13 protein-coding genes are annotated in these 15,536 nt (G+C 55.8%); all 13 read right to left on the reverse strand.

What is annotated here, in order from left to right; all coding sequences use genetic code 11:
• Positions 1 to 92 precede the first annotated feature (92 nt).
• Positions 93 to 1,331, reverse strand: coding sequence for a cell division protein FtsA (gene ftsA, locus KJS40_RS12700; RefSeq protein WP_090458734.1), 1,239 nt, complete (start codon positions 1,329 to 1,331; stop codon positions 93 to 95).
• Between the two features lie 70 nt (positions 1,332 to 1,401).
• Positions 1,402 to 2,097, reverse strand: a complete 696-nt coding sequence (locus KJS40_RS12705) for a cell division protein FtsQ/DivIB (protein ID WP_213538260.1) — start codon at positions 2,095 to 2,097, stop codon at positions 1,402 to 1,404.
• Positions 2,087 to 3,007 carry a D-alanine--D-alanine ligase gene (locus tag KJS40_RS12710; RefSeq protein ID WP_213538261.1) on the reverse strand — a complete coding sequence of 307 codons (921 nt, stop codon included), beginning with the start codon at positions 3,005 to 3,007 and terminating at the stop codon, positions 2,087 to 2,089. The genes KJS40_RS12705 and KJS40_RS12710 overlap by 11 nt, the downstream gene beginning before the upstream one ends.
• Entirely contained in the window at positions 2,997 to 4,046 is a 1,050-nt protein-coding gene (gene murB, locus KJS40_RS12715) for a UDP-N-acetylmuramate dehydrogenase (protein ID WP_213538262.1), read from the reverse strand. The genes KJS40_RS12710 and murB overlap by 11 nt, the downstream gene beginning before the upstream one ends.
• Before the next feature lie 47 nt (positions 4,047 to 4,093).
• Positions 4,094 to 5,548 (reverse strand): UDP-N-acetylmuramate--L-alanine ligase, encoded by a 1,455-nt coding sequence (murC, locus tag KJS40_RS12720; protein ID WP_213538263.1) that lies wholly within the window; start codon positions 5,546 to 5,548, stop codon positions 4,094 to 4,096.
• Between the two features lie 37 nt (positions 5,549 to 5,585).
• On the reverse strand, positions 5,586 to 6,665 hold the full coding sequence (gene murG, locus KJS40_RS12725; protein ID WP_244859597.1) for an undecaprenyldiphospho-muramoylpentapeptide beta-N-acetylglucosaminyltransferase: 1,080 nt from the start codon (positions 6,663 to 6,665) through the stop codon (positions 5,586 to 5,588).
• 90 nt (positions 6,666 to 6,755) lie between these two features.
• Entirely contained in the window at positions 6,756 to 7,919 is a 1,164-nt protein-coding gene (ftsW, locus tag KJS40_RS12730) for a putative lipid II flippase FtsW (protein WP_213538264.1), read from the reverse strand.
• Positions 7,919 to 9,349 carry a UDP-N-acetylmuramoyl-L-alanine--D-glutamate ligase gene (gene murD, locus KJS40_RS12735; RefSeq protein WP_213539851.1) on the reverse strand — a complete coding sequence of 477 codons (1,431 nt, stop codon included), beginning with the start codon at positions 9,347 to 9,349 and terminating at the stop codon, positions 7,919 to 7,921. Before murD ends, ftsW begins: the two co-directional genes overlap by 1 nt.
• Before the next feature lie 11 nt (positions 9,350 to 9,360).
• A complete protein-coding gene (mraY, locus tag KJS40_RS12740) occupies positions 9,361 to 10,446 on the reverse strand; it encodes a phospho-N-acetylmuramoyl-pentapeptide-transferase (protein ID WP_213538265.1) in 1,086 nt (361 codons plus the stop codon).
• 106 nt (positions 10,447 to 10,552) lie between these two features.
• The gene (murF, locus tag KJS40_RS12745; protein ID WP_213538266.1) at positions 10,553 to 11,929 is read right to left on the reverse strand and encodes a UDP-N-acetylmuramoyl-tripeptide--D-alanyl-D-alanine ligase; all 1,377 of its coding nucleotides are present in this window, start codon (positions 11,927 to 11,929) and stop codon (positions 10,553 to 10,555) included.
• A complete protein-coding gene (locus KJS40_RS12750) occupies positions 11,926 to 13,446 on the reverse strand; it encodes a UDP-N-acetylmuramoyl-L-alanyl-D-glutamate--2,6-diaminopimelate ligase (protein WP_348529528.1) in 1,521 nt (506 codons plus the stop codon). Before KJS40_RS12750 ends, murF begins: the two co-directional genes overlap by 4 nt.
• Before the next feature lie 47 nt (positions 13,447 to 13,493).
• Complete coding sequence (locus tag KJS40_RS12755) at positions 13,494 to 15,218, reverse strand: penicillin-binding protein 2 (protein ID WP_213538268.1); 1,725 nt, start codon at positions 15,216 to 15,218, stop codon at positions 13,494 to 13,496.
• Positions 15,215 to 15,520, reverse strand: coding sequence for a cell division protein FtsL (gene ftsL, locus KJS40_RS12760; protein WP_213538269.1), 306 nt, complete (start codon positions 15,518 to 15,520; stop codon positions 15,215 to 15,217). Before ftsL ends, KJS40_RS12755 begins: the two co-directional genes overlap by 4 nt.
• Between the last annotated feature and the right edge of the window lie 16 nt (positions 15,521 to 15,536).

Genomic DNA, 15,536 nt, shown 5'->3' on the forward strand with positions numbered 1-15,536 from the left:
AAGTCTTTCCGCTTTTGAACGCTGCTGCCAGCCGCCCCTTTCGCTGTCGAAAAGGGATCTCCCTCATTTTTGGGTCCTTCGGACAGGAGACCTCAAAAATTGACTTGAAACCAACTTTTCATCCTTTCCAGAATTCGCTTGAACGAGTTGCCCTGCAGCCGGGTGTGCTGGTGTCGTTGGAGCTGTTCCATGCCGGCCAGTATCAAGCCAATGCCGGTAGAGCATCGCGGCGTAAGCACTACTTCTTCCAGGCTGCCGTGATAGTGCGGAAGGCCGAGCCGTACAGGCATATGGAATATCTCTTCGCCGAGCTCCACCATACCTTGAAGGGAGCTGCTGCCGCCGGTAATGACGATCCCGGATGACAGCAGTTCCTCGAAGCCACTGCGGCGCAGCTCAGCCTGCACCAGCGAATAGAGCTCTTCCACGCGGGGTTCGATGACTTCCGCCAGTGTTTGCCTGGAAAGCTGGCGTGTTCCACGGTCGCCTACGCCCGCCACTTCCACCATTTCGTGCGGGTCAGCCATACCGCGCAAGGCGCAACCGTAGCGGCACTTGATGTCTTCGGCATCCTTGGTGGGGGTGCGAAGCGCCATTGCGATGTCATTCGTAATCTGGTCGCCGGCAATTGGAATCACCGCGGTATGGCGAATGGCGCCATGTGTGAATACCGCAAGGTCGGTTGTACCCCCGCCGATATCCACCAGGCAGACGCCCAGATCCTTTTCGTCTTCCGATAGCACCGCCATGGCCGAGGCCAGCGGCTGCAGCACGAGGTCACGCACCTCGAGCCCGCAGCGCCGTACGCACTTCATGATATTCTGTGCCGCGGATACGGCGCCGGTCACGATATGCACTCTCACTTCCAGCCGTATACCACTCATGCCGATGGGCTCGCGCACGTCCTCCTGCCCATCTATGATGAACTCCTGATTGAGTACATGGAGAACTTGCTGGTCATTGAGGATATTCACTGCCTTGGCGGTTTCCATCACACGCTCCACATCCAGTCGCGACACTTCCTTATCCTTGATGGCCACCATCCCATGCGAATTGAAACTCTTGATATGGCTACCGGCAATGCCGGTATAAACTTCCCGGATCCTGCAGTCGGCCATCAACTCAGCTTCTTCCAATGCCCGCTGAATCGCGTTGACCGTGGTCTCGATGTTCACTACGACCCCTTTCTTCAGACCGCGTGAAGGATGGCTGCCCATGCCGATAACTTCATACCCGCCCTCGGGTTTCACCTCCGCGACAATAGCCACGATCTTCGAAGTGCCGATATCGAGCCCCACAATCAGATTTTTCGTTTCGTTGCTTCTATTCATCTATCTTACAAGCCCTGAATCTGCCGGCATTTCTATCACATCCATTTTGTTTCACCATCGCGCCATGTGCTTAACGGACAGCAAAGCCGCTCGGATAACGCAGGTCGACATAAGTCAATTGCTGATTTAACTGCACAAGGCTGCGGTCTTGCACCTGCACGTAACGCTCCAGCCGCATGCCCATCTGCTCGCGTCCGAGCTCGAGCAACGTTCCATTCTCCAGGCTGATCCGCCAGGCACGACGGTCGGAAAGGCTCATCCGTGCGATGTTCTGCTGCAGGGGTTGCAGCATTTTTTTAAACGCTGCGTACTGTCTGGCCATTTCGCTTGCGCTTTCCTCCGGGCCTTCAAATTCAGGTAATGGTTCATCGGACGCGGCATTGAATATTTCCCCCTGTAAATTGACCAGTGCGCCGCCATTCCAGCGCGCCATGGCCATATGTTCCTCCAGCGTTACTTCCAGGCCCTGCGGCCAGATGCGCCGCACACTGGCCGTCCGCACCCACGGCAACTTGACGAAGGCTTTACGGGTCGCTTCCAGATCAACTGTAAAAAAATTTCCCGCAACAGCGCTACGAACCACCCCATCGACCTGTTCTCGCGTCACGTGCTTGAGGCGGCCGCCACTGCCGCCAAGGCTCACCTCCTTCAACGGAAACAAAGGCGAATTGATCGTCAACTGGCTGATCAGGTAGACCACTATCAGCGCAGCCAGCGCAAACAGCCAGTTCGCCAACGCAGCGAGCGCCTGATGGTTATCCCACATGGGCCAGTTCCAGTATCCGCAGCACCAGATCGTCAAATGAAATGCCGGCGGCTTTCGCTGCCATGGGGACAAGGCTGTGTGTGGTCATTCCGGGCGATGTATTGGTTTCAAGAAAATATAGCTGGTGCGACGCATCCAGAATCGCGTCCACCCTCCCCCATCCCTCGCAACCCAGGATTTTGTGCGCTTGCAATGCTTGTGCCTGAATCGCGTCCTCCTGAGTAGCGGATAAGCCGCTTGGGCAAAAATACCGGGTGGTATTGGAGACATATTTGGCTTCATAATCGTATAAGCCACTTTCCGCCTGGATGCGAACCAGGGGTAACGTCGTCTCTCCGAGGATGGCGATGGTAAGCTCCATGCCTTCGATAAATTGCTCCGCCAGCACGGTGGTGTCATGCTGCGCCGCCAGCTCCAATGCTGCCGGCAGGTCCGCTGCCTTGACCACCTTGCTCAGGCCGAGGGTCGACCCTTCCCGCGATGGCTTGACGATCAGCGGCAGCCCGAGCTCTCTGGAAACCAGATCAAAATCTGTTTGTTCATTAAGCACAACATAGTGGGGCGTACTGATTCCGGCCGCCTGCCAGAGCAATTTCGTGCGCCATTTATCCATCGCCAACGCGCTCGCCAGCACACCGCTACCGGTATAAGGCAATCCCATCAGCTCCAACGCGCCTTGCACGGTACCGTCTTCACCATAGCGCCCATGCAGGGCAATATGGGCCCGACTGAACCCCTGTTGCAGAAGCGCCTCCATCGGCTGTTCAGAGGGATCGAATGGATGTGCGTCAACACCTTGACGCCTTAGCGCATCCAGCACGGCTTTGCCGCTCTGGAGTGAAATCTCGCGTTCAGCGGAACGCCCGCCCAAGAGAACGGCAACTTTCCCAAAATCATGGTTACTCACCATCTTGATCTTCCTCGACAGAATAATGAGTTGCGGAATCGAGAATCCCGCCGTGTTCGCTCACAGCCCCGATGATTCGTACTTCTTGCACCAGCTCGATGCCAGTCTGCTCTTTTACCGTTTTACGTACCCTGTCTATCACCGCTTCGATATCCGACGCTACGGCAGCGCCGGTGTTTACGATAAAGTTTGCATGTGTCGACGAAACCATCGCACCCCCGATATGAAAACCTTTCAGCCCGCATGACTCGATCAGTCGCGCGGCCCAGTCGCCCGGCGGATTGCGGAATACCGAACCGGCATTGGGCAGGTTCAAAGGCTGGCTATTGATACGTCTTGTCAGCAATTCCTTGATCTTTTGCCGCGACACTGCCTCTTTCTCTTTCGGCAATTGGAACCAGCCGCCTGCGAACCATTCCTCATCCGGGAAATTCGCCGATTTGCACTCACCCTTCTCACCCTGCCCGCCATCGCTCGTATCGGGCTTCAAGGCAACATGCCGATAACCGATCTCGTAGTCTCCAGGCAGGCGTGCTTGCAATTGCCCGGCACGGCCCAGCGTGTGAACCTTGTATACGATTTCCCAGGTTTCGGCGCCGTAGCACCCTGCATTCATTGCCAGCGCCCCGCCAACGGTACCGGGTATACCCGATAAAAACTCTGCCCCGGCCAAGCCGTGCTTGGCTGCAAACCGCGCCACTTTTGCGCAGGCTACGCCCGCGCCGGCGTAAATCAGTGCGTCACCCCTATCGCCCTGCTCCAGCCGCAGGTCGTTAAGCCGGGCATGCAGCACCACAACGGTTCCCCGCAAACCTCCATCACGCACCAGAAGATTGCTGCCGAGTCCTATCACATGCACTGCCTCATCCTGGGGCAAGCCGCGCAGGAAGTGCGCGAGATCAGCCAGATCTGCCGGCAGGTACACACGCTCCGCCACGCCGCCGGTACGCCATGAAGTATATTTTTTCATTGGCTGATTCACGCGCATCTCGCCGCGAAGTGCACTTGAGCCGTGGTTAAAATTAATTTCCGACATATCCATTCGTGAAACCTGCGCATATTCATGTGCGACGAAAAGCGGCCTGATTTTTATCCTTCCCCTTCCACCGCCAGGTCGGTCTCCTCCCCAGCCGTCCATTGATCCTTTGCAAGGTCAGGCGCCACCCTGCCCACCGATCCCGCGCCCATCACGAGTATTACGTCATTGTCCTGCACCACGCTATGTATGGCGGAAGGCAGCTCGTCCACGGTCTCGATAAAAATCGGCTCCACCTTGCCTAGAACTCTCAGCGCGCGCGCGAGCGACTTGCTATCCGCCGCTATGAGGGCGACTTCGCCCGCGGGATAAACTTCCGTCAACAGCAGCACATCGACGGTTGATAACACTTTGACGAAATCCTCGAACAGATCGCGCGTGCGCGTATAGCGGTGCGGCTGAAACGCCAGCACCAACCGGCGACCGGGAAACGCGCCGCGTGCCGCCGCGATGGTGGCCGCCATCTCGACCGGATGATGACCATAGTCGTCGACGAGCGTAAAGCTTCCCGCCCCCGCGTTTCCGTTGCCGGCCAGTTTGATCTCGCCATAACGTTGAAAACGCCGGTCTACGCCCCTGAAGTCGGCTAACGCCCCGATGATGGCGGCGTCGGGCAAACCCACTTCATTGCATACCGCGATCGCTGCGAGTGCATTCTGCACGTTATGCAATCCCGGGAGATTAAGCATGCATTTGAGCTTGCGCGTCTTGCCGTTCGTTCCTACCAGCGCGGTAAAATGCATCCGCCCTTCACTATGGCGAATATCGGCGGCACGAACTTGCGCGTCATCCGATAAGCCGTAAGTTGTAATCGGCTTGGTAATGGCAGCCATGATTTCCCGCACGCTTGCATCGTCCACGCACAATACCGCCATACCGTAAAAAGGCAGGTGTTCGATAAATTCCACGAACGCCTGCTTGAGCTTGCTGAAATCGTGACCGTACGTCTCCATGTGGTCGACATCTATATTTGTCACCACCGCCAGCACAGGCTGCAAATAAAGAAATGAGGCATCGGATTCGTCGGCCTCGACCACGATGAATTCACCACGACCCAGCTTCGCGTGGGACCCTGCCGCTTCCAGCCTGCCGCCAATAACGAATGTCGGATCCATGCCCGCTTCGGCGAAAATGCTGGCAATCAGGCTGGTGGTAGTGGTCTTGCCATGGGTGCCCGCAATCGCAATCCCCTGGCGTAACCTCAGCAGTTCCGCCAGCATGATGGCACGAGGAACCACCGGTACCTTACTTTCTCGCGCGGCGAGAACTTCCGGGTTGTCCGCCGTTATTGCCGTCGAAGTCACCACCGCATCAGCGGACGCTACATGGCTTCTCGCATGACCGACGTGAACGACGGCACCCAGTTTTCTCAGGCGTCGAGTGGTTGCGCTGGCGGACAAATCCGAGCCGCTGACCTGATATCCCAAATTAAGCAACACCTCAGCGATTCCGCTCATACCCGAGCCGCCGATGCCGACAAAATGGACATGCTTGACCTTATGCCTCATGATGGAAGAACGGTAGTTTTATTCATATCCGATACTTTCATTTTTGTGCTTTTATCATCCCCATGCATGCTTCCGCCACTAATCTGGTTGCATCCGGATTCGCCAGTTCACGGGCTTTCATAGCCATTTCCATAAGTTTTCCACGGCTGAACCCCATCAATAATTCGGCCAGGCCTTGCGGCGTCAATTCATGTTGCGGCAGCAATACCGCCGCATTCCTGTCACTCAGAAATTTCGCATTGCATGTCTGATGATCGTCCACGGCATAAGGAAATGGCACCAGAATGCTTGCAACACCCGCCGCGCTCAATTCAGCGATAGTAAGTGCCCCGGCACGGCAGATCACCAGGTCGCAATCGGCGTAGTGGGCCGCCATGTCGTCAATGAATGTGACCAACTCGCCTTCCACTTCCGCCTCAACATAGTTTTTTCTCAGCGCGTCCAGATGCCTTGCACCTGCCTGGTGCGTTACCAGCGGGCGCAGTTTTTCAGGAATCCGCTTCAACGCCTGCGGCACGACACTATTCAGCGCTTGCGCACCCAGGCTGCCTCCAATTACCAATAACTTCATCGGCCCGTCGCGCATGGCGTATCTTTTTTCCGGCGCTTCCAGCCGGCCAATTTCTTTACGAACAGGATTACCGAAAAATGCCACTTTTTTACTTTTTTTGATCGCATCCGGAAAACCCAGCAGCACTCTGTCAGCAAGTTTCGCCAATATTCTGTTGGCAAGGCCGGGAATGGAATTCTGTTCGTGTATCAGCAGCGGCTTGTCCAGCAGTGAGGCCATCATGCCACCGGGAAAGGCCGGATAGCCGCCCATACCCAGCACCACGTCCGGGCGCACCCGGAGTATCACTTTGGCGCTTTGCCAAAATGCGATCAACAGGCGCAGCGGTAACATCAGCCAGGTTCGGGCGTTCTTCCCGCGAAGACCCGAAAAACGGATAGTCTCCAGGCGGTACCCTTGCCGCGGTGCCAGCGTGGTTTCCATTCCACCTTCGGTCCCCAGCCACACCACACGCCATCCCGCGGTCTTCATATGCTCCGCGACCGCCAACCCCGGAAACACATGCCCCCCCGTTCCGCCAGCCATAATGAGAATGGTATGGATCAAGTCAGTTCCCGTTATCGGAAACCGCCCATAAGCCCACATCGGCCTCATGCAGCAATTCTTCAGGTTTACGATCCAGGTTTTCACCCGCTTTCATACTGTATAACCCTTCGTCAACTGCCGATTTTCCCAGTCCACCCGCAGCAGGACCGCCAGCGTAATGCAACTGACGACAATACTGCTGCCGCCAAAGCTCATCAGCGGCAGCGTTAATCCCTTGGTCGGCAGCACACCCATGTTTACCCCCATGTTGATGAATGCCTGCACGCCCAGCCATACGCCAATACCTTGCGCCACCAGGGCCGGGAAGTGCCGCTCTCTCATCGCTGCCTGGCGGCCGATAATGAAGGCGCGTATTATCAGCCACGCAAACAGCACCACTACCGTCATGACCCCGATAAAACCAAGTTCCTCCGCAATCACCGCAAGCAAAAAATCGGTATGCGCTTCAGGCAGATAAAAAAGCTTCTCGACGCTGCCACCCAGGCCGACACCCAGCCATTCGCCCCGCCCGAACGCAATCAGGGCATGGCTCAACTGATATCCTTTTCCGTAGGGATCGTCCCATGGGTCCATGAATCCGAAGAAACGCTGCATGCGATAAGGCTCGATCCAGACTAGCGCCAACAGGGCAACTATCAGAAAACCAATCAGCCCGGTGAACAGCTTCAGGTTTATTCCTCCCAGGAACAATATCGCCATCATGATGGAGGTAATCACGACGAATGCGCCGAAATCAGGCTCGAGCAGCAACAGCACACCTACAACGAGCGTCACGATCAGCATGGGCAGAAAGCCTTTACGAAAACTCCCGAGGTAAACTGCCTTGCGAACGGTATAGTTGGCGACATAAAACACCATGAACAGCTTCATGAATTCCGACGGTTGAAAATTCACGACCGCCAGCGATATCCACCGCCGGCTGCCATTGACTTCGCGGCCTATGCCGGGAATCAGCACCAGCAGCAGCAACACTGCTCCGAGCAGAAACAGGTGGAAGGAATATTTCTGCCACATCTGCATCGGCACCTGAAATGCGATCAAACCCGCCAGTAGACCCACCACCAGATAAACACCATGCCGAACAAGGAAATAGGCGGGGTAGCCATCGGTGCCCCGCCCTGCCTCGGCGATCGAGATCGAGGCGGAATAAACCATTACCAGCCCCAGGCTCAGCAGCAATATGCCCGACCAGATCAAGGACTGATCAAAGTGGGGTAGCGCTTCCTGGCTCCCGATATGGCTCCGATAGATCATCAGTGGATGACGTGATTATTCATGACTGGAGTCCTGGCCTGCACCCGTCTCACCGCCGCAATGAATACCTCGGCGCGATGCGCGTAATTCTTGAACATATCGAAGCTGGCACATGCGGGCGACATCAATACCGCATCGCCTTCCTGTGCCAGCCAAAAACTTTTTTGTACCGCCTCTTCCATTGTCGATGCATGATGCAGCGGCACGCCGCAATGATTTATGGCGCTCGCAATTTTGACTGCATCCCGTCCGATCAGCACCACAGCCCGCGCGTGTTCCGCTATCGGCCTTGCCAAAGGCGCAAAATCCTGTCCTTTGCCAACGCCGCCGGCTATCAAAACGACGCTTTGCGTCATGCCGTCCAGCGCTGCTGCCGTCGCCCCGACATTGGTACCCTTCGAGTCATCGTAAAAAGTGATACCACCATGGGTTCCAACGTTTTCCATTCGATGCGGCAAGCTTCGAAATTCACGCAAGGCCTGCAGTAATGGCTCAAACGGCAATGCAACGGCACGGCACAGCGCTAGCGCAGCCAGCGCATTCGCCGCATTGTGCAGGCCATAAACGCCAAGATCACTGGTCTTCATCAAGCGCGTGGCTCCTTGCACCAACCACGAATTGCCGTCTTCATGCAGCAGGCCGAAATCGCTGTCGCTAACGGGTAAATCCAGGCCGAAAGTTATCTTCTTACGGCCCCTCAGCGCCATTTCACGCACCATGGAATCGTCCCGATTCAATATTTGTATCCCTGCATGGTCGTCTTGGCCAACGGCAGTACCCAGAAATATTCTCGCCTTCGCCGCAGCGTAGTCCCGCATTCCATCGTAGCGATCAAGATGGTCTTCACTTAAATTCAGCACGGTAGCCGCATCCGGACCGAGGTTTTGCATGGTTTCCAACTGAAAACTGGAAACCTCCAATATCCAGGCTTGCGGCAGTCGTCCTGAATCTACCCGCCGCATCAGTGCATCAAGCACCGCAGGACCGATGTTTCCCGCCACTTCGACATCCCACCCGACTTTTTTTACCATTGCCCCTACCATGGCCGTTACCGTTGTCTTGCCATTGGAACCGGTAATGGCCACTATTGTTGGCCTTGAAGCACTGAGCGACTTGATTGCCAAGGCAAAAAGCTCCATATCTCCCACCACTGGCACGCCGTCCTTCATTGCCTGCCGCACAAGCTTCTCTGCCTGAGATACGCCGGGGCTGATAGCAATCAGGTCGATACCGGCAAACGCCTCGGCGGCAAAGACCCCGGTGAACATAAGGGCATGAGGCAGAGCCTGTTTTAAATCTTCCATACAAGGGGGAACTGTACGGCTGTCAGCCACGCGGACGTTTGCTCCCATGCGCGACAGCCACTTGGCCATGGAGAGCCCGGTCTCGCCCATCCCAAGCACCAGTACCGCTTTATTTCGCAAATTCATAAGCTTATGGGTCATCTCAATTTCAGCGTGGACAAACCGAACAACACCAGCATCATGGTGATAATCCAGAACCGAACCACTACCTGATTTTCTTTCCAGCCCTTCAATTCGTAGTGATGATGCAACGGCGCCATACGAAAAATACGTTTCCCGACCAACTTGAACGACGCCACCTGCAGCATCACTGACAAGGTTTCCACCACGAATACGCCGCCCATGATGACCAGCACGATCTCCTGGCGCACTATCACGGTCACGATCCCGAGTGCGGCGCCAAGCGCAAGCGCGCCGACATCCCCCATGAATACTTCCGCCGGGTAGGCATTGAACCAGAGAAAGGCGAGCCCGGCGCCCGCCAGCGCACCACAGAAGACAGCCAGCTCGCCCGCATGGGGGATATGAGGAATACCCAGATATTTCGCAAATACGGCGTGCCCCGCCACATAGGCAAAAATCGCCAGGGCGCTGCTGATCATGACGGTAGGCATGATGGCGAGGCCGTCAAGGCCGTCGGTCAGGTTCACTGCATTGCTAGTACCCACTATGACTAAATAGGCAAGCGCGACAAACCCGGTGACGCCAAGCGGTATCGCCACTTGCTTGAAGAATGGGACGATCATGGTCGTCTGGGCAGGCAGTTCGGCCGTTAACGCAAGATACAGCGCCACCAGAATCGCTATTGCCGATTGCCAGAAGAGCTTGGCTCTAGCGGAGAGGCCTTTTGGATTGCGATATACCACCTTGCGATAATCATCTATCCAGCCAATGATGCCGAAGCCCAGCGTGGTGATGAGCACCACCCATACATAGCGATTGCTCAGATCCGCCCACAGTAACGTTGAAAAGGCAATCGATACGAGTATCAGAGCGCCGCCCATCGTGGGTGTGCCCGCTTTGACAAGATGGGTCTGGGGCCCATCGCTGCGTACCGACTGCCCGATTTTGTAAGCGGTCAGCTTACGTATCATGGCAGGGCCTACGATGAACGAAATCGCAAGCGAGGTGAGCGCGGCAAGAACCGTGCGCAATGTGATGTACTGAAACACGTTGAACGCACGGATGTCCTTCGCAAGCCATTGAGCGAGTTCTAGCAGCATCGCACCCGCCACAACAGGATATTGTTCGGGACTCGTGGAAAGACCAATTGGACCAGCTTGCTCATGATTTCAACATAACCACGAGTCATGGCTCATACATCATGAGTCATAACTCGATACTCTTGACCACGCGCTCCATTTGCATGAAGCGCGACCCCTTTATCAGCAGCGTGACGTCAGGCTTCAGCAGACTCTCTACCTCGGCCAGTAATTCCTCGATTTTCGTAAAATGCCGACCGCCGGGGCCAAATTTTTTTGTGGCATTGACGCTCAACTCGCCCAAGGCCAATAATCCATCAATCCCGGCCATTCTTGCCTCTGTACCAATACTTTCATGGAAATCCCTCGCGCTGCCGCCGAGCTCACCCATGTCACCCAATACCAGAATCTTTGTCCCGGCAGCTTTTGCCAGCACCGCCAAAGCGGCCCGTACCGAATCGGGGTTGGCATTATAACTATCGTCTATCAATGTTGCTCCGTGCCGGCCGTACTTTTTCTGCATACGTCCCTTCACGCCGTGAAATGCATTTAATCCTGACGCTATTGCTTCCGTGCCGATACCCATGGCTACCGCAACCGCTGCCGCCGCAAGCGCGTTTCGCACGTTATGCTCGCCTGGAACCTGTAATTGCACCTCTTTAACCCCGCCAGGCAGGACTAGCGTCATGCTGCTGCCGAAAAAATCGGATTGATAGCGCGCGCTGACTTTTGACTTGCCCGAAAGGCCGAAATCAACGACTCTTCTATTGCCTGCCAGCTTGCGCCAAAGCGGAGCGTTCGAATCATCGGCGTTGATGACAGCTATTCCGTCCTGATCGAGCCCCTCAAAAATCTCGCCCTTTGCCCGTGCCACGGCTTCCACCGAACCCAGCCCCTCGACATGCGCCATCCCCGCATTGGTGATCAGCGCGATGGTAGGCTTTACCAGATTGGTCAAATATGAAATCTCGCCGGAATGATTCATTCCCATCTCGATCACCGCATAGCCATGCCGCTCGCGCATCCGCAGGAGCATCAGGGGCACACCGATATCATTGTTGAGATTGCCCTCCGTCGCCAGTACCGTATCCGGGTCGCTCATCTGCCCACCCGGCCCGGCCACCCGCCGTAAAATCGATGCGATCATTTCCTTTACCGTGGTCTTGCCATTGCTGCCGGTCACCGCGACCATCGGTATCCTGAAATGCCCGCGCCAGTATGCTGCGAGTCGCCCCAATGCCAAGCGGGTATTCTCCACCCGTATCAGAGGAATTCCAGACTCCTGCGCTTTGGCCTCGAACTCCCGATCGATCATTGCCGCCACGGCACCTTTATCCTTCACCGCGGCAATAAAATCATGACCATTAAAATTTGGCCCTACCAGCGCGACGAACAAATCGCCGCGCCCTGCTGTACGGCTATCGGTGCTGATTCCGGTAAAGCAGGCGTCTCCGCCAGACTGCTTACCGTTCAGGGCGCTGGCTGCGTCACGCACGGTCATCATGCCTGTACCTGCGCCCTTTCCATCAGCACCCTTCTAGCGACCTCGACATCGCTGAATGGAAGCTTTTGCCCATCTATTTCCTGGTAGGCTTCGTGTCCCTTCCCCGCGATTAATATAACGTCGCCCTTCCGCGCATCATGAATCGCTCCGGAAATAGCCTTCGCCCTATCCTTTTCAATGTGATGATTGACGCCCGCACCCGCCACGATCTCGCTGATGATGACATTGGGGTCTTCCTGCCGTGGATTGTCATTTGTGACGACGACTTCATCAGCCAACCGTGTCGCCACTGCGCCCAACAGAGGCCGCTTGCCGCGGTCGCGCTCGCCCCCACAGCCAAACACGCAGATCAATTTTGGGTTTCGGGCTTCTGATCCAGTACTGGATGCGGGACCAGAATGAAGAATTTCACGCAACGTGGTCAATACTTTTTCCATGGCGTCGGGCGTATGGGCGTAATCTACAACGACAAGAGGCAGATCGCCGCCCCCGATTTGCTGCATTCTGCCTGCGACAGGGCGAATTTCCCGCAAGGCTCGCACTGCATCGACCAGCCTGATGCCGCTGGCCAGCAGGGTGGCGAGTACTCCCAATAAATTTGACGCATTGAAGCGTCCTGCCACTTCAGTTTTAAGCTCCAGATGTTCGGCTTCAAATTCAATATCAAACTCCAGGCCTTGAGGAGTTGACTTGAGATTGTATCCTCGCAATATCCTGAATTTCGTCGTGTCGCGAATCCGGGTCGCTGCTTCCGTGAACCCATATCCTATTATTTGCGTGTCCGTTTCCAGAAGGTGATTTGACAAGCCTACGCCAAACGCGTCATCAAGATTAAGGACGGCATGCCTGAGCCCGGGCCAGCGGAATAACCGCGCCTTGGCGGCAGCATACGCTTCCATGCTGCCGTGGTAATCGAGATGGTCGCGTGACAGATTCGTAAACAAGGCCACCGAGAATGTCGAGCCGTTGATGCGTTCTTGCACAATCCCGTGCGACGATACCTCCATTGCCATGCAACAAGCGCCACGCCGTAATAGATCCGCCATTTTCTGCTGCAAGAACACCGCATCCGGCGTGGTGTTGGCGGTGAACTCCAGCTCTTCAGGAAAACCGATGCCCAGCGTGCCGATAACCGCGGTTTTCTTGCCCAGCGCACCTAGGGCCTGGGCGATCCAATGGCTGCAGGAAGTCTTGCCATTCGTTCCTGTAATACCGATGAGCCATAATTTTTGCGATGGATGGCCATATACGTGAGCGGCAATAATGCCTGTCTTGGCTTGCAGCCCGGAGATCGGCAAATTCGGCACTTTCCATACTGGATCCCATACAAAACCTTCAGGTTCCCACAATACCGCGTTGGCTCCCGCTGCGATGGCCTGGCGAATGAAGTTTCGGCCGTCGCTCCTTTCTCCGGCATAGGCCAGAAATGTGTCTCCCTGTTTTACCACGCGGCTATCTGTGGCAAGACTGCTGATTTTGACGTTCAAACCCTCGAAAATACGAAAATCAAAATGCACCGGCGATCTTTCTGAAAACCTGTTGCCTCCAGCGTCAGGGCTTGAGCTCATACATCACCATTCAATCCTGGTGCTGCAGTGAGAGACATTACCTTATCTGCGGGTGCATCATGCGGTACATTCAACATGCGCAGCGTGCCATCCATGAGCCGGCTGAACACAGGTGCCGCTACCACGCCGCCGAAATATTTCCCAGCGGACGGCTCATCCAGCATTACTGCGATAACGAACCGGGGATTGGAAGCCGGGGCATAACCCACGAATGTCGACAGGTAACGGTTTTTTGCATAACCATTACCTTCCAGTTTATGCGCGGTACCCGTTTTCCCCGCCACCCGATAACCGCTGACCTGCGCTTGCGGCGCGGTGCCCCCCGGCTGCGCCACCATTTCCAGCATGCGGCTCACAGCCAAAGCAGTGTCGCGCGATATGACGCGTTTGCCCGGCGAGGGTGATTCAAGCTTCAATAACGAAATCGGTTTCAATTCCCCTTCCGCTGAGAACAATGTATAAGCGCGCGCCAGCTGCAGTAGGCTCACCGCGATGCCGTGCCCGTATGACATCGTTGCCTGCTCGATGGGGCGCCATGTACGGTAGGGACGTAGCTTACCGCCGGCTTCTCCGGGGAATCCCGAGCCCGTTGACGTACCAAACCCCGCATCGTTCAACATTCCCCACAACGTTTGTGGCGGCAGCGACAGGGCAATCTTCGCGGAACCGACATTACTGGACTTCTGGATCACCTGCGTGACCGTCAATGCGTCTTCCTTATGCGAGTCGCGTATTGTCGCCTTGCCTATGGAGAATGTACCTGGCGCTGTTTCAAAAATAGTGTCGGGCTTGATTCCGCCCGACTCCAGCGCTGCCGCGATGGTGAATGGCTTCAGCGTCGAGCCTGGCTCGAAGACGTCGGTAAAGGCCCTATTACGGGCACGCCAACCGTTCAAGCTTGTCCGGTTGTTGGGGTTATACGCCGGCAGGTTGACCAGCGCCAGCACCTCGCCCGTCTGCGCATCCAATACTACGACTCCCCCTGCCTTGGCTTTATGCGTTTCCATCGCCTGTTTCAATTCACGATAAGCGAAATATTGGATTTTGCTGTCTATCGACAAGGCAATATCCTGTCCTGACCTGGGCGCCCGGATACTCTTCACATCCTCGACGATACGTCCTTTGCGATCCTTGATCACACGGCGGCTTCCAGGTTTGCCTGCAAGCTCTTCCTGCCATGCCAGTTCCAGTCCCTCCTGCCCCTTGTCATCCACGTCAGTGAACCCGAGCACATGAGCGGTCAGCTCGCCCGCTGGGTAATATCGCCGGAACTCACGTTTTAGAAATATGCCAGGCATGTCAAGTTCGACTATCCTGGCGGCGACCTCGGGTGACAAGTGCCGTTTCAAGTATACGAAATCGCGCTGCGGCCCATCGATGCGACGACGAATTTCCTTGATATCCACATCGATCAGGTTGGCCAGTTTTCCCAGCTGCTCGGATGTGGCGTGCATATCCTGGGGACTCGACCATACGGATTCTACCGGCGTACTGATCGCGAGCGGTTTGCCATGCCGATCCGTAATCATGCCGCGGTGTGCGCTCATTTCGAGTACGCGGCTATAGCGTGACTCGCCTTTCTGTTGCAGGAATCCGTTGTTCATTCCCTGCAGATAAGCGGCGCGCCCCGCCAAGGCCGCCAACCCCAGCAGCAGCAATGCCAGCAACAGGCGCGAACGCCCCGCAGGCAACACGAGATATATTGCATGATCAAACTTCATGGTTCCGGTGCCTCCACGGGATCGGCTTGACCGAAGGGAATCCCAAACGGAACAATCCGGATGCGAGATGCATCGGGCATACGCATGTGCAATTGCCCGGTAGCGATTTTTTCAACACGCGTATGCATTGCCCAGGTACTCTGCTCAAGCTGAAGCTGGTCCCATTCCACCGCCAGCTGTCGTGCCAATTCCTGCTCTTTTTCGAGCTCTACAAAAAGCTTGCGCGCTTTGTGCTGTGAAGTCACAACACTCAACGCGCAGGCGATGAGAATTAAGGTCAACAGAATATTCAGTCTGGCCACATCAGTCTCTCATTAA

The organism is Nitrosospira sp. NRS527 (assembly GCF_018406445.1).
Taxonomy (GTDB): domain Bacteria; phylum Pseudomonadota; class Gammaproteobacteria; order Burkholderiales; family Nitrosomonadaceae; genus Nitrosospira; species Nitrosospira briensis.

Excerpts from the sequence above, each read along its gene's own strand:
- ftsA (WP_090458734.1), bottom strand. The coding sequence starts at position 1,331 with ATGAATAGAAGCAACGAAACGAAAAATCTGATTGTGGGGCTCGATATC.
- KJS40_RS12705 (WP_213538260.1), bottom strand. The coding sequence starts at position 2,097 with ATGTGGGATAACCATCAGGCGCTCGCTGCGTTGGCGAACTGGCTGTTT.
- KJS40_RS12710 (WP_213538261.1), bottom strand. The coding sequence starts at position 3,007 with ATGGTGAGTAACCATGATTTTGGGAAAGTTGCCGTTCTCTTGGGCGGG.
- murB (WP_213538262.1), bottom strand. The coding sequence starts at position 4,046 with ATGGATATGTCGGAAATTAATTTTAACCACGGCTCAAGTGCACTTCGC.
- murC (WP_213538263.1), bottom strand. The coding sequence starts at position 5,548 with ATGAGGCATAAGGTCAAGCATGTCCATTTTGTCGGCATCGGCGGCTCG.
- ftsW (WP_213538264.1), bottom strand. The coding sequence starts at position 7,919 with ATGATCTATCGGAGCCATATCGGGAGCCAGGAAGCGCTACCCCACTTT.
- murD (WP_213539851.1), bottom strand. The coding sequence starts at position 9,349 with ATGAATTTGCGAAATAAAGCGGTACTGGTGCTTGGGATGGGCGAGACC.
- mraY (WP_213538265.1), bottom strand. The coding sequence starts at position 10,446 with ATGCTGCTAGAACTCGCTCAATGGCTTGCGAAGGACATCCGTGCGTTC.
- murF (WP_213538266.1), bottom strand. The coding sequence starts at position 11,929 with ATGATGACCGTGCGTGACGCAGCCAGCGCCCTGAACGGTAAGCAGTCT.
- KJS40_RS12755 (WP_213538268.1), bottom strand. The coding sequence starts at position 15,218 with ATGAAGTTTGATCATGCAATATATCTCGTGTTGCCTGCGGGGCGTTCG.